Source organism: Actinoplanes palleronii (assembly GCF_016862315.1).
In the GTDB taxonomy this organism is placed as follows: Bacteria; Actinomycetota; Actinomycetes; order Mycobacteriales; family Micromonosporaceae; genus Actinoplanes; species Actinoplanes palleronii.
This window is the reverse complement of the sequence record NZ_BOMS01000106.1, coordinates 15,346-27,733: the sequence shown is the minus strand read 5'-3', so window position 1 is coordinate 27,733 and position 12,388 is coordinate 15,346. Positions and strand designations below refer to the sequence as shown.

Here is a 12,388-nt window from a genome sequence, read left to right as displayed (position 1 = left end):
AGGCGTGGGCCGTCGCACTACTACAGCTGCGGTAATTCCGGCGGCCGCCTACTGCCGACCGCAACCGGAGCGTGGTGCTGCGGGCGGCCGGCACGCGGTGGTGTCACTCCGGCTACCCGGAAGAGCGGCATGTCGCCTTCTGAGTGGACGGTGCTCGGGCGCGGTGGTGACTGCTGGTAACGTTATCCGATCGGTTCCCAAAGACCGTAAACCCTGCATATCGACCGTCAAGGAGTGCAGCAGTGCGGATCCTGCCCGAGATCTCCCGCACCTTCGGTGAGTACCTGCTCCTGCCCAACCTCACCGACGAAGGCTGCACGCCGGACAAGGTCGACCTGTCCGCGCCGCTGGTCCGGCATCCGGTCGGGGAGCGCTCGCCGATCCGGATCGCCACCCCGCTGACCAGTGCGATCATGGGCGCGGTCTCGTCGCCGCAGCTGGCGATAGCGCTCGCGCAGGTCGGCGGGATCTCGTTCATCCACCAGAACCAGCCGGTCGCCGAGCAGGCCGCGATGGTCGCCGCGGTCAAGAAGCACAAGGCCGGGTTCCGGTACAACGACGTCAACATCAAGCCGTCGGCGACGCTCGAGGAGGCCGACCGGCTGCTGCGCGAGCACGACCGGGCCGTGGTGATCGTCACCGACGACGGCAGCCCGTCGGGTGCGTTCCTCGGGCTGATCACCGCGCAGGACTTCAACTTCCACCGCCACCAGGCCGGCGACACCGTCGAGTCGCGGATGCGCCCGGTCGCCGAGTTGGCCACCGGCACCCCGGGGATGTCGCTGACCACGGCGAACTCGCTGCTGTGGGACTCCCGCCAGGACGTGCTGCCGCTGGTCGGCGACGACGGCCGGGTCACCGCGCTGGTCCAGCGCCGCGACTACGAGCTGCACCAGCAGTTCAGCAACGAGTCCGTCGACGACGCCAAGCAGTTCCGGGTCGGCGCCGGCGTCAACACCCACGACTACCGGGAGCGGATCCCGGCCCTGGTCGAGGCGGGCGCCGACATCCTGTGCCTGGACTCCTCGGACGGCTACTCGGTCTGGCAGAAGGACGTCATCGAGTACGTCCGCAAGGAGTACGGCGACACGGTCCGGATCGGCGCCGGCAACGTCGTCGACGCCCGGGGCTTCCGCTACCTGGCCGACGCCGGTGCGGACTTCGTCAAGGTCGGCATCGGCGGCGGGTCGATCTGCATCACCCGCGACCAGAAGGGCATCGGCCGCGGCCAGGCCTCCGCGCTCACCGAGATCGTCACCGAGCGCGACCGCTACGCCGAGCAGACCGGGATGTACGTGCCGCTCTGCTCGGACGGCGGGATCATCCACGACTCGCACATGGCGATCGCGTTCGCGTTCGGCGCGGATTTCCTGATGCTCGGGCGGTACTTCGCCCGGTTCAGCGAGAGCCCGGCGCCGCAGGTGAAGCTCGGCGGCCAGATCGTGAAGGAGTACTGGGGCGAGGGCAGCGCGCGGGCCCGCAACGCGGCGCGCTACGGCCAGGGCAAGGAGCTGGCCTTCGAGGAGGGCGTCGACGGGTACGTGCCGTACGCGGGCAGCCTCTACGACAACGTCAAGGTCACCCTCGCCAAGATCCGCTCCACGATGATCAGCTGTGGGTCGGTCAACCTGCGGCAGTTCCACGAGTCGGCGACGCTGATCCAGGTGTCCCAGCAGACGTTCGTCCAGAACTCCGAAGAGGTCGACCGCAACGACCGCCCCACCGTGGTCTGAGGTCCGACTCGTATCGGTAGTGAACAATGTCCCGGTGAGACGATCAGTCGGCGCGCGGCTGCGACGCGCCTACCGGGACGGGGCGCCGCTCGATCTGCCCGGCGCCGTGATCGGTGCCGACCTGCTGGCCGCGCTGCTGCTGGGTGGACCCGGGAGCGCGGCCGGCCGGGTCGCCCGGCTCGACCTGGCCGGCGTGCGGATCACCGGCACGCTGGACCTGACCGGCGCGCGGATCGAGACGCCGCTGCGCCTGCGGCGCTGCGTCTTCGACGAGACCCTGCTGCTCGACCACGCCGAGCTGGTCCAGATGACTCTGGACGGCAGCGTCCTGCCGGGCATCCAGGCCGAGGGGCTCCGGGTGAGCGGCGATGTAGGGGTACGCGACGCCGGCATCGCCGGTGACATCGGGATGCTGGCGGCCCACGTCGCAGGCAGCGTCGAGCTCGACCGCAGCACGGTCGGCGGGACGGTGTTCCTGCAGCGTGCCGACGTGGGCGGGCACGTTCGCCTGCGCGGGGCGCACGTCGCGCACGGGGTGAAACTGTTCGGCGCCCGGATCGGCGGCAACCTCGACCTGGCCGACGCGCGGATCGGCCGGGCGCGCGACAACGCCGCCGCGGTGGCCGGCCCGTCCGAGGTCGGCGGCAGCATCTTCGCGCGGGACGTGCACGCCGACGGCGAGCTGCACCTGATCGGCGTGCAGGTCGGCGGGAGCATCGCGGTGCAGGGCGGCACGCTGCGCTGCACGGACGGGTACGCGGTGCTGCTGATCGAGGCGCAGGCCCGGCTGCTCACGTTGCGGCCGGGCCCGGACTCAGCCGGGCAGATCAGCCTACGGGATGCCCGCTTCGGCCGGATGATCGATGACCCGGTCGGCTGGCCCCGGGACTGCCGGATCGAGTTGGACGGGCTCGGCTACGAGCGGCTGACCCGCCGATCCGACGACGTCGCCACCTGGACGGCGTCGCAGCGGCTCGACTGGATGGCCCGGTTCGGGGCCGGGTTCGCTCCCGGTCCGTACGATCAATTGGCCGCGGCCTTGCGCCGCGACGGCCGTGAGCAGGACGCCCGCCAGGTGCTGGTGGTCCGGGAACGGTTGCGGCACCGGGCGATGGGCCGGCTCGGTGCGGTCTGGGGCGCGATCCAGGACGCCACGATCGGATTCGGGTACCGGCCCGGGCGGGCGCTGCTCTGGCTGCTGATGGTGGTGGCGGCGAGCACGGCCTGGTTCGCCTGGTCGGGGCCGCTGCGCGCGGTCAAGGCCGGCGAGGCGCCGACCTGGGACCCGTTGCTCTACAGCCTCGACGTGCTGGTGCCGCTGGTCAGTTTCGGTCATGACCAGGCATGGGACCCGGTCGGTGCGGACAAAGCGGTCACCGTGGCGGTGATGGTGGCCGGGTGGGTGCTGGCGACCACGGTGATCGCCGGAGTGGGCCGGTCGCTGCGCCGCTGACCCCACGCCCGCCGCCGCCGTCTCGCCGCCGCCTTACCTGCCGCGATCTTGGAGACTTGCGCCGGTATTTCGACCAGAACTCGCCAAGATCGCGGCGAGTGGGGTGACAGCAACCTCTTGAAGATCACCTCGTTTTCCGGAGTGAGGCCGTGGAATGGGGTGAGCACGCTGACAAAGCACAGGATCGCCCTGGTACTGGTGGTGGTGCTGGCCATCGCCGGGGGAGTGGCGCTGGGCCTGCGGATCAGTTCCGGTCATGGCACGGCGCCGCAATGGCGGGCCGGGGACCCCACCGCGACGCCGGTGCCGCAGCCGAGCCCCGCGGTGGCGTCGTACACGTTCGACACCACCGCCCGGGACACCGCGGTCTCCGACACGTCCGGGCTGGGACACGCGCTGCAGCCGCGCTCGCGGTTCGGCGGCATCCTGCGCCCGGTGCCGCACGGCTCCGGTCAGGCGGCACAGTTCCCCGGATCCTGCGAACAGGCGGAATGCCCGCGCGTGGTGCTGCAGACCCCCAGCACCCCGGAGCTGAACCCCGGACCGCGATCGATCAGCTTCGGCGCCACGGTGATGCTGGCCGCCGGGCAGACCAGCGACGGGCAGAACGTGCTGCAGAAGGGCTACTCGGTCGCCGGTGGCCAGTACAAACTGCAGATCGACAAGCGCCCCGGCCATCCCAGCTGCGTGATGACCAGCGAGGACTCCGGCGACATCCAGCTGGCGAAGAGCGACGTCACGGTCGCCGACGGCACGTGGCACACCGTCGAGTGCCGGCGCTCCGGCACCACGCTGACGATCCTGGTGGACGGCGCCGACCACGGCGCCACCACGATCCCGGCCGACCTGACCGTGGACAACGGCGCGCCGCTGGTGCTCGGCGGCAAGGGCCTCAGCTCCAACAGCGACCCGTTCCAGGGCGCCCTCGACGATGTCTGGATCCGCATCAGCCGGTGAGCCGGTTCGCCGGCTGGTCGTGGGGGGTGTCTCGAGGTCGCGGAGACACCTCTGTGAACCAGCCGGTGAGCGGGACCACGTTTGGGTGGCGGCCGGAACCGGGAAGTTCCCTGGCAGCAGGTTATCCCTCGCCAAGGAGCGCAGTCGTGGAAGTCACCGGAATCATCACCGCCATCATCGTCGGTCTCATCATCGGCGCGCTCGGCCGCCTGGTCGTGCCCGGCAAGCAGAACATTCCGATCTGGCTCACCCTGGTCATCGGCGTCGTCGCCGCGATCATCGGCACGTTCCTGGCCGCCGCGATCGGCGTCGCCGACACCGGCGGCGTCGACTGGATCGAGCTGGCCCTGCAGGTCGGCCTGGCCGCGGTCGGCGTGGCCCTGGTCGCCGGCACGCGTGGCCGCCGCTGACCGCACTGACCTCCCCGGCGACGGCGCCTCCGCTTCGGCGGAGGCGCCGTCGTTGTCGTTGTCGTCGGGTCGTCGCCGATTTCTCATCCGCGGAGAAGGAGGCGGGGACCGCGTCCGCCCCATCAGCATCACAGGTGGCCAGCTTCACAACTTGCGGTCGGTGGCTACCGAACGTGCCTACGGTTGATGTCGTTGCCGAAATCCCTTCGGCTTCATCCCTGAACCAGGAGCCAAGATTGCACGCGGAAATCGTCAACGCACTCGACATCCATCTCGCCGAGGTGCAGATTCTGCGTCGCCAGCTCACCGAGGCCCGTGCGATCGAGCCGGGTGAACGCCTCGACGTCGTCCTGCAGATCGCCGCGAGCGCGGAACGCCTCAGCCACATCGTCTACGCCAACGGCGCGACACCGCTGGCCGCGTCGCACTGACGACGGCGTACTACGCTCGGACCGGTGGGGACCAGGCAGGAGATCGGCGCGCTGCCGCCCGAGGCTGATCTGGCCCGGGCCGACTCGCTGGCCCGGGCCATCTTCTCGGACGTGGCCAACAAGTGGTCGCTGCTGATCATCGAGTTCCTCGGGCTGCGGACGATGCGCTTCAACGAGCTGCGGCGCGAGGTCGGCGACATCAGCCACAAGGTGCTGACCCAGAACCTGCGCACGTTGGAGCGCAACGGCCTGGTCGACCGGACCGTGCACCCCACCGTCCCGCCCAGCGTGGAGTATTCGCTCACCGAGGCGGGCGTCGCGCTGCGCGAGGTGGTCGACGGCATGTGCGGCTGGACCCAGACCTACCTCAAACAGATCGAGGCCTCCCGAGCCCGCTTCGGCGACGCCTAATCCAGCACGGCCACGGCTTCGACCTCGACCAGGTGTTCGGGGACGTCCAGGGCCACGATGCCGAACAGCGAGGCCGGGGCGGCGATCGTGACGCCCAGCCGGGCCGAGGCGCGGGCGATGCCGTCGAGCAGTTCCGGCATGAGCGCGGGTTTCCAGTCGACGACGTGGGCGGTCAGCTTCACCACGTCGGCGAAGGTGGCGCCGGCGGCGGCCAGAGCAGTGCCGACATTCAGGTACGCCTGTTCGACCTGAGTGGCGAAGTCACCGCCGTCCCACGCGACCTGGCCGGCGACGTGGATCAGCCGCGAACCGGTGGCCACCGAGACCTGGCGATAGATCGGGATCTCGGGCAGGCCGGGCACGTCGAGCAACGTAACAGTCATGCCGACGACCGTACGATGATCGGCCCTGACCTCGGAAGAACGCACTTTTCCCATCTCAGGGCACCTTTGGGTAACCGCCCTGCCTCTAGGCTCCCGTGTGGATGTTCGAGGACGGGGGCCGGAGATGAGTGCCGAGGATCGGATCGAACGAGTGAGGATGGCCTACGACCGGGCGGTGCACGACGGCGACGACAGCGGGCTGGCCGACGCCGAGCGGGGCTTGGACGCGTTGGAGGCCGACGCCGCGCTGGCCCGCGGGCGGATCCTGCACGCGCGGTTTCTGACGGCTCGTGAGGGCGACGGCCCGTCCCCGGCCGAAGACCCGGCTGAACTGCCGCTGTTCCAGCGCGCGGCCGAGCTGTACCGATCTTTGGGCGACGTGCGCGGCGAGGCGGAGGCGCTGTTCTGGATCGGCTGCCTGCATCAGGTCATCCGGCGGGACAACACGAGCGCGGTTCCGGAGCTCGAACGGTCCGGCCGGCTGGCGGCGCAGGTCGGCGACCAGGCGATCCAGGCCGAGGCGCTGCGGCATCTGGGCATCGCGGCGCACATGGCCGGGCGCCTGGACGAAGCCCGCGACCGGCTGGAGGAATCCTCGCGGCTTCGCCGGGAGCGCGGGCTGTTGCCGGGTGTGGCCGCCAACATGGTCGGGCTGGCCTACATCGCCGCGGCCCAGGGCCGCCACGCGGACGCGACCGCGACGCTCGACGAGGCGCACGCGATCGCACAGGCGCACGGCGCGCACGCCATCGTGCGGCAGATCGAGCAGGCGAGAAAGGCGACAGTCCCGGAGTAGCGCCGCCCGGCGCGACAGATTCAGCATCTGCACCGCGACGCCATCACCGAACCTGCTACCCCGCGTGCCTGGTGCCGCCACCGACGGCACCAGGCTGCTGGTCAGGCGGGGAGGTCGAACTCGCCGTCTTTGACGCCGCCGATGAAGGCATCCCATTCGGCGAGGGTGTAGGTGTGCGGTGTCTTGGTGCGGTCCTTGGTGTCGCGCATGGCGACGCCTTCGTCGGTGATCGCGACCTCGACACAGTTGCCGTTGGCGCCGCTACGAGTGCTCTTGGTCCAGCGCGCGTTGGTGAGGTCCACGACCGTTCCTTCCCCTATTCGGCGGCCGAGGCCACCCGCTCGATCCACGCAGCAGTATCTTGCGGGTTCAACGCCTGGGCGGCGAGCCGCAGGAAGCTGTTGCGGTACCAGACTATTTCAGAGTCGGCTTCGACGAAGAGGCCACCGCCCGCGTTCTCCATGTAGACCAGGGGAGGGTCGGGTTCCTGAAATTCCAGGACCGCAAACGCTCCTGGCATGCCGAGGTGAGCGCCGGTGCTGAAGGGGATGACCTGGATCGTGACGTTCGGTTTCTGTCCTGCGGCAAGCAGGTGCACGAGCTGCTCACGGTAGGTCTCGAGGCTTCCTACCCGTCGCCGGAGCGCGGCCTCGTCGAGGATCGCCCACAACGCGACAGGGTGCGGCTTGGTCAGGGCTTCCTGCCGGCGCATGCGAATGTTGAGGCGCTGTTCGATCTCTTCGGCAGGCGCTTCGGGCAGAAGCGCGCGGATGATGGTTTCGGTGTAGGCCCGAGTCTGCAGCAAGCCGGGAATGAACAGACTCTCGTAGCCGGACATCCTCGTTGCATCAGCCTCGAAGGAAGCGAGTGTGCGGTAGCTGTCCGGCAGATCGCCACCTTCGAAGAGCTCCAGCCACTTCAGCTGCTTCGAGCGCTTGCGGAGGTCGTGCATGGCGGCGCGCTTCTCCGGGTCGGTGACACCGTAGTAGTCCATCAGGTGATTCAGGGTGCCGGCCTGCGGAGTCGTCTTGGCGGTTTCGATCCGGTGTAGAGCGCCCTGCGACAACCCAGTGTCCGCTCCGACCGCCTCGCGACTGCGGCCCGCAGCAGTGCGCAGTTCGAGCATTTCCGCAGCAAGGCGTCGACGGGCGACGGTCGGCGCTTGTCTGCGAACCGGCATCGATCTCGACTCCATCCGTCGGGCTCCTGTCTGTGAGTCTGCCGCGCCTACACGCCGGATCTCAGGAAGGGATCATCTTCGACCGGTTGCAAAAGTACATCATGTACTTGTACCGTCGCTCGAAAGCAACTCAGTCACTACTCATGGTGATCTTTCCTGGCAATGGGGACGCGGCGCGGCTGACAACTGGTCCTGCGAAACGCGCCGGCCATGCGTACGGATGCGGGGTTTTGAATTTTGGAAAGGGGGTGGGTTGTGATTACGCAAAGTGAGCTGATTGCGGCGTTGAGCGCGCTCGGGGTTGATGCCGAGGTGCAGATCAACCTGGACGGCATCCCGCTGGACATCGACGGACTCATCCTCGACGAGCGGCGTGGCGTCATCTTCCTGCGGCCGCATCCGGAGGATGTCCCCGACGCGCTGCGGCGGTTCGTCGCCGCGGTGACCTCCGCGCCGGGTGCCCGCGGTCCCGACGAGTCGTGATGGACAGCACCGTGCTGCGGCTGGTGGGCGCCAGGGAGATCGCGACGCGCCTCGGGCGCTCCCGGCAACGGATCCAGCAGTTGGCCGAGCAGGACGACTTTCCCGAGCCGTTCCAGGAGCTGGCCATGGGCCGCGTCTGGTGGGAGCACGACATTGAGGACTGGATCCACCGAGCTCGCGACGGCGATCCGGCCGGAGATGTCTGCGGCGATGACGCCATCCGGGAGCTGGCCGAGCGGATCGCGGACCACCTGGCCGAACGTGATCAGATCTTCGTGGACGGCGACCTGATCGGGGCGCTCGTCGAAATCCTGCGTCCGGCCTTGAGGTCACTACGATGCCGGCGTGACTGACGATCCCTCCCTGTCTCCGTTTCACGTCTTCACGCGGGAAGACGGGCAGCAGGAATTGGTGCTCTTCGACGGCGACATGGAGGATGTCGAAGACGTCTTCGACGAACTCGATGCGGAGAGCAACGGACACGGCTGGGAGAGCTTCGCCCAGTGGCTGATCCGGGCCGAGATGCCCGGCCTCACGGACACGATCTGGTTCAGCTCCGAAGGTGGCACCTTCGTGGCCGGAAGCTCCGACTCCGCTGCGCTGCGCCGACTTGCTGAGCGTCTGCACGCCGCATTCCACGATCGCGCTCTGTTGTCACGACTCCTCACCGAAGCCGATCTTGACTGACCATCGGACCTCGGCCGGGCCTCGGCGAACCCCACTGGTACCGGGGTTTCTACACCGCCTATCCGAGCGAGCGAGTGCTGGTTGTGGTCTACACCACGACCGTCGGCGACCACTGGGGGCAGCCGGATCTCACCACGGGAGAACTGCACCACGTGACCCAGTGGCGGTGACCGGTTACCGCGTCGCGGCGGCCAGCGCCGTGCGGATGGCCACCTCGCCGGCCGACTGGCCGTTCTCATCCGAGTACGGCCCGTACGGAGTTCCCCAGACCGGCGTGCCCGTCGATTGGCGCCAGCTGCCGGCCAGTGGTCCCGCGTCCACCACGCCATACCCGAGGGACTCGATGAACGCGGTCACCGCCGTCGTCGCCGCCGGGGAGTCCCCGGCGACCGGCAAGTACGAGCGGTCTTCCGCCCCCGCCAATGACAGCAAGTGCTTGTAGAAGATGTTGTTGAACGCCTTCACGACCACAGTGTTCGGGAGATACCGCTGCAGCAGCTCACTCGAGGTGAGCGACCCGCTGTCGAGCGAGGGGATGGGCCCGTCCCGTTCCGGGCCGTAGTTGCACGTGTCGATGGCCGTCTTTCCGGCGAGCGGCACGGCGGCCACGTCGGCGAAGGCTCTGACCGGCACGGTGACCACGACCAGGTCACCCGCGGCCGCGGCCTCTCCGCTCGTCGCCGCCGACGCGCGCGGCCCGAGTTCCGCGACCAGGTCCGCGAGCGTTGCGGGACCGCGTGAATTGCTGAGCACAACCTGATGCCCGGCCGCGACCGCCAGCCGCGCGAGGGTGCTGCCGATCGCGCCGCTGCCGATGAATCCCACGGTCGTCATGCGCTGACCCCGAAGTAGTGGCCGTTGTCCAGATCGGCGAGCAGGCGCGGCTGGACGGGCTCCCAGCCGAGCGCCTGGCGGGTGATCAGGTTCGACGCCGGGTAGGTCTGCGTGACGATGTTCGCGAGGAAGCCGTAGTAACCCGGCAGCACCAGTTCGTCCACGGGGAGGCTCACGACGGGCAGGCCCAGGCGACTGCCGATGGCCTCGGCGATCGTGCGGAACGCGATGCCCTCGTCCCCGACCGCATGCCAGTACCGGCCGGCCGGACCCTTCTCCAATGCCAGGCGGAACAGCGGGGCGACATCGCGGATGTGCACCGCGTTCCACAGGTTCGCCCCGTCGCCGGGATAACCGACGAAGCCCTTTTCCTTCGCGAGCCCGATCAGCGCCGGGAGGAAACCGGCGCGGTCGGTCGTACTGTGCGCGATGTTGGCGATCCGCACGATCGACGACCGCACGCCCCGCTCGGCCAGGCCGATCACGGTGGTCTCCACGACGTTACGAGCCCGTAGCGTGCTCCGGTGCTCCTCGCCGCTGGGCAGCGCCGGGTCCTCCTCGGTGGCCGTCCGGCCCAGGACCCCCTGCCCGGGCGAGCCGATACTCCCGGCCGCGACCAGCGGTTTCCCGGTGCCGGCCAGCGCCTCGCCGTACGCGAGCATGATCGGGACCTCCGCGGCGGCCACGGCGTGGATCCCGCCGGTGAACAGCAGATCCTGCCGGTGCGCGACGTGGATGACGCCGTCGGAGTCCGCGGCCGCCTCTTTGAGCCCGTCGAGATCCTCGAGGTCCCCGCGACGCACTTTCGCGCCGAGTGCGGACAGCGCCGCCGCGGCGGCATCCGTCCGGGCCAGCCCGGTCACCTCGTGTCCGGCGGCGATCAACTCGGGAACGATGTACGAACCGGAGTGGCCGGTCCCGCCAGTGACGAAAACGCGCATGCTGCTGTTCCTTAGGAGTGGGAGCTGAGGCTGAGGGCGAAGTTGAAGTCACCTGTGCCGTGACGGGCCAGGCTGACCATCAGCAGGCCCGTTCCTTCCAGCCAGTGCGCCATTGCCAGGCCGCCGGCATCCAGCGGTCGCAACCCGAGGCTCTCGATGAACGCCGACACGCTCGCCTTGGCCGGCGCGTCGTCGCCGGCGAAGAGCACGTCCAGCCGGCGGCCGGGCACCATGACGTGACCGAAGACGGTGTTGAACGCCTTCACCACGTGCGCGCTCGCCGGGGCGGCCGCCGCGATCTGCTGCGCCGCGGACGTGCCGTCCGGGGTGGTCAGCCCGCTCGCGTCGGCTTTCATCGGGTTGGTGATGTCGACGATGACCTTGCCGGCCAGCGCGTTGCCGTACCCGGTGACGACCGGCACGGCGCTCGCGTGCGGCACGGCGAGGATGACGATGTCGCCGGCAGGGGCGGTGCCGATCGTGCCGGCCGTGGCGCCGCCACCGAGCGCGGCGGCCACCTCCCCGGCCTTGGCCGCGTCGCGACCGATGAGCTCGACGGCGTGGCCGGCCTCGACCGCGCGGGCGGCGAGGGCGCGCCCCATGCCGCCCAGGCCGATGATGCTGATGCTGCCTGTTTTTCTCACGTGGTGAGCGTGTCACCGGCCTGAGCTGGGTGTCCAAGACCTGTTTCAGCTGTGGCGATACCCTTCAGGCATCGCCGTTCCGGGAGGCTTCATGGATCTGGACCTGCGCAAGTTGCGCTACTTCGTCGCCGTCGCCGACCGGTTGCACTTCGGTCGCGCCGCCGATGACCTGCACATCGCCCAGCCGGCGCTCAGCCGGCAGATCCGCGCGCTCGAGCAGGATCTCGGCACCCCGCTCCTGGTCCGGGACAGTCACGGCGTGCAGCTGACCGCCGCCGGCCGGCAGCTGCTGACCGACGCCGGCCCGCTGCTGGCCTCCGCGCACGCGGTGCGCCGCCGGGTGACCGCGGCCGCGCGCGGCGACCAGCGGCTCATGGTCGGCTTCCGGGCCGGCATCACGGTCACCCCGGCGGTGCAGCTGTTCGCCACCCGGCACCCGGGCGTGACCGTGGACGTGCAGCGGATCGAAGCCGACGACCAGGCCGCGATGCTGCTCGACGGCCGCATCGACATCGGCTACGTGCGGCTGCCCCTCGACGAGGCCGGCCTGCGGGTCACCCCGTTCTACACCGAGCCGCGGGTGGCGGTGCTGCCCGCCGGGCACCGGCTGGCCGGCAAGGAGCAGGTCACCGAGGCGGACCTGGCCGGTGAGCCGCTGCTCTGGCACGCCGACCCGAGCACCCAGCCCACCAAGCGGCCGCACCCCAACGCCGGATACCTGGTGCGCGGGGTGGACGAGACGCTCGCGCACGTCGCGGCCGGCCGGGGCATCTCGTTCCTGGCCCGGTCAGCGACCGTTTTCTACTCCCACCCGGACGTCAGCTACGTGCCCGTCGCGGATCTGGCGCCCGAGCAGGTGTGCCTCGCGGTGGCGGCATCACGCACGTCGCCGCTGGTCGAGGATTTCCTCAGCGCGGCGCGGGAAACGGCCGAGATCACCGCCGAGTGCGGCAACTACGAGATGTGGCAGCTCGGCGGCGACGCTGCTGCACAGCACCGGTGACCAAGGATCAGGCCCGCCGGCGACGGGCCTGATCCTTTGCGG

The 12,388-nt window shown here is 69.6% G+C and carries 17 protein-coding genes; 11 read left to right on the top strand and 6 right to left on the bottom strand.

Annotated features, from left to right (window positions below):
• Positions 1 to 242 precede the first annotated feature (242 nt).
• The 6 genes from Apa02nite_RS33020 to Apa02nite_RS32995 all read left to right on the top strand — a co-directional run bounded on the left by Apa02nite_RS33020 (position 243) and on the right by Apa02nite_RS32995 (position 5,395).
• On the top strand, positions 243 to 1,733 hold the full coding sequence (locus Apa02nite_RS33020) for an IMP dehydrogenase (RefSeq protein WP_203828528.1): 1,491 nt from the start codon (positions 243 to 245) through the stop codon (positions 1,731 to 1,733).
• 34 nt (positions 1,734 to 1,767) lie between these two features.
• Positions 1,768 to 3,186 (top strand): hypothetical protein, encoded by a 1,419-nt coding sequence (locus tag Apa02nite_RS33015; RefSeq protein WP_203828527.1) that lies wholly within the window; start codon positions 1,768 to 1,770, stop codon positions 3,184 to 3,186.
• Positions 3,187 to 3,345: 159 nt separating this feature from the next.
• On the top strand, positions 3,346 to 4,143 hold the full coding sequence (locus Apa02nite_RS33010; RefSeq protein WP_239164731.1) for a LamG-like jellyroll fold domain-containing protein: 798 nt from the start codon (positions 3,346 to 3,348) through the stop codon (positions 4,141 to 4,143).
• Positions 4,144 to 4,289: 146 nt separating this feature from the next.
• Positions 4,290 to 4,553, top strand: a complete 264-nt coding sequence (locus Apa02nite_RS33005) for a GlsB/YeaQ/YmgE family stress response membrane protein (protein WP_203828526.1) — start codon at positions 4,290 to 4,292, stop codon at positions 4,551 to 4,553.
• A gap of 236 nt (positions 4,554 to 4,789) precedes the next feature.
• Positions 4,790 to 4,984: a hypothetical protein gene (locus Apa02nite_RS33000; protein ID WP_203828525.1), complete on the top strand. Its 195-nt coding sequence runs from the start codon at positions 4,790 to 4,792 to the stop codon at positions 4,982 to 4,984.
• Between the two features lie 24 nt (positions 4,985 to 5,008).
• On the top strand, positions 5,009 to 5,395 hold the full coding sequence (locus Apa02nite_RS32995; RefSeq protein ID WP_067697412.1) for a winged helix-turn-helix transcriptional regulator: 387 nt from the start codon (positions 5,009 to 5,011) through the stop codon (positions 5,393 to 5,395).
• Here Apa02nite_RS32995 and Apa02nite_RS32990 read toward each other — a convergent pair.
• Positions 5,392 to 5,778 (bottom strand): RidA family protein, encoded by a 387-nt coding sequence (locus tag Apa02nite_RS32990; RefSeq protein ID WP_067697414.1) that lies wholly within the window; start codon positions 5,776 to 5,778, stop codon positions 5,392 to 5,394. The genes Apa02nite_RS32995 and Apa02nite_RS32990 overlap by 4 nt on opposite strands.
• Before the next feature lie 157 nt (positions 5,779 to 5,935).
• Here Apa02nite_RS32990 and Apa02nite_RS32985 point away from each other — a divergent pair, with 157 nt between their 5' ends.
• The gene (locus Apa02nite_RS32985; RefSeq protein ID WP_239164730.1) at positions 5,936 to 6,574 is read left to right on the top strand and encodes a tetratricopeptide repeat protein; all 639 of its coding nucleotides are present in this window, start codon (positions 5,936 to 5,938) and stop codon (positions 6,572 to 6,574) included.
• 101 nt (positions 6,575 to 6,675) lie between these two features.
• Here the strand turns inward: Apa02nite_RS32985 and Apa02nite_RS32980 are convergent, their stop codons facing one another.
• Positions 6,676 to 6,876: a DUF397 domain-containing protein gene (locus tag Apa02nite_RS32980; RefSeq protein WP_203828523.1), complete on the bottom strand. Its 201-nt coding sequence runs from the start codon at positions 6,874 to 6,876 to the stop codon at positions 6,676 to 6,678.
• Between the two features lie 14 nt (positions 6,877 to 6,890).
• Complete coding sequence (locus Apa02nite_RS32975) at positions 6,891 to 7,700, bottom strand: helix-turn-helix domain-containing protein (RefSeq protein ID WP_203828522.1); 810 nt, start codon at positions 7,698 to 7,700, stop codon at positions 6,891 to 6,893.
• A 309-nt stretch (positions 7,701 to 8,009) separates the two neighbouring features.
• Between Apa02nite_RS32975 and Apa02nite_RS32970 the strand changes: the two genes are divergently transcribed.
• Genes Apa02nite_RS32970 through Apa02nite_RS32960 form a run of 3 tightly spaced genes read left to right on the top strand, consistent with a single transcriptional unit; the run spans position 8,010 to position 8,924 of the window.
• Positions 8,010 to 8,237 carry a hypothetical protein gene (locus tag Apa02nite_RS32970; RefSeq protein ID WP_203828521.1) on the top strand — a complete coding sequence of 76 codons (228 nt, stop codon included), beginning with the start codon at positions 8,010 to 8,012 and terminating at the stop codon, positions 8,235 to 8,237.
• Positions 8,237 to 8,590, top strand: coding sequence for a helix-turn-helix transcriptional regulator (locus Apa02nite_RS52240; RefSeq protein WP_307871997.1), 354 nt, complete (start codon positions 8,237 to 8,239; stop codon positions 8,588 to 8,590). The genes Apa02nite_RS32970 and Apa02nite_RS52240 overlap by 1 nt, the downstream gene beginning before the upstream one ends.
• A complete protein-coding gene (locus tag Apa02nite_RS32960) occupies positions 8,583 to 8,924 on the top strand; it encodes an Imm51 family immunity protein (protein WP_203828520.1) in 342 nt (113 codons plus the stop codon). Before Apa02nite_RS52240 ends, Apa02nite_RS32960 begins: the two co-directional genes overlap by 8 nt.
• A gap of 174 nt (positions 8,925 to 9,098) precedes the next feature.
• On the opposite strand, the gene Apa02nite_RS32955 is transcribed toward Apa02nite_RS32960, so the two are convergent.
• Genes Apa02nite_RS32955 through Apa02nite_RS32945 form a run of 3 tightly spaced genes read right to left on the bottom strand, consistent with a single transcriptional unit; the run spans position 9,099 to position 11,343 of the window.
• A complete protein-coding gene (locus Apa02nite_RS32955; protein ID WP_203828519.1) occupies positions 9,099 to 9,758 on the bottom strand; it encodes an NADPH-dependent F420 reductase in 660 nt (219 codons plus the stop codon).
• The gene (locus Apa02nite_RS32950) at positions 9,755 to 10,699 is read right to left on the bottom strand and encodes an SDR family oxidoreductase (protein WP_203828518.1); all 945 of its coding nucleotides are present in this window, start codon (positions 10,697 to 10,699) and stop codon (positions 9,755 to 9,757) included. Before Apa02nite_RS32950 ends, Apa02nite_RS32955 begins: the two co-directional genes overlap by 4 nt.
• An 11-nt stretch (positions 10,700 to 10,710) precedes the next feature.
• Entirely contained in the window at positions 10,711 to 11,343 is a 633-nt protein-coding gene (locus Apa02nite_RS32945) for an NADPH-dependent F420 reductase (protein WP_239164729.1), read from the bottom strand.
• Between the two features lie 91 nt (positions 11,344 to 11,434).
• Between Apa02nite_RS32945 and Apa02nite_RS32940 the strand changes: the two genes are divergently transcribed.
• Positions 11,435 to 12,346 (top strand): LysR family transcriptional regulator, encoded by a 912-nt coding sequence (locus Apa02nite_RS32940; protein WP_203828517.1) that lies wholly within the window; start codon positions 11,435 to 11,437, stop codon positions 12,344 to 12,346.
• The last annotated feature ends 42 nt before the right edge of the window (positions 12,347 to 12,388 follow it).

Bases quoted from the DNA above. Each gene is read 5' to 3' on its own strand.
- Apa02nite_RS32975 (WP_203828522.1), bottom strand. From the start codon at position 7,700: ATGCTCGAACTGCGCACTGCTGCGGGCCGCAGTCGCGAGGCGGTCGGA.
- Apa02nite_RS32950 (WP_203828518.1), bottom strand. From the start codon at position 10,699: ATGCGCGTTTTCGTCACTGGCGGGACCGGCCACTCCGGTTCGTACATC.
- Apa02nite_RS32940 (WP_203828517.1), top strand. From the start codon at position 11,435: ATGGATCTGGACCTGCGCAAGTTGCGCTACTTCGTCGCCGTCGCCGAC.
- Apa02nite_RS32990 (WP_067697414.1), bottom strand. From the start codon at position 5,778: ATGACTGTTACGTTGCTCGACGTGCCCGGCCTGCCCGAGATCCCGATC.
- Apa02nite_RS32985 (WP_239164730.1), top strand. From the start codon at position 5,936: ATGGCCTACGACCGGGCGGTGCACGACGGCGACGACAGCGGGCTGGCC.
- Apa02nite_RS32955 (WP_203828519.1), bottom strand. From the start codon at position 9,758: ATGACGACCGTGGGATTCATCGGCAGCGGCGCGATCGGCAGCACCCTC.
- Apa02nite_RS52240 (WP_307871997.1), top strand. From the start codon at position 8,237: ATGGACAGCACCGTGCTGCGGCTGGTGGGCGCCAGGGAGATCGCGACG.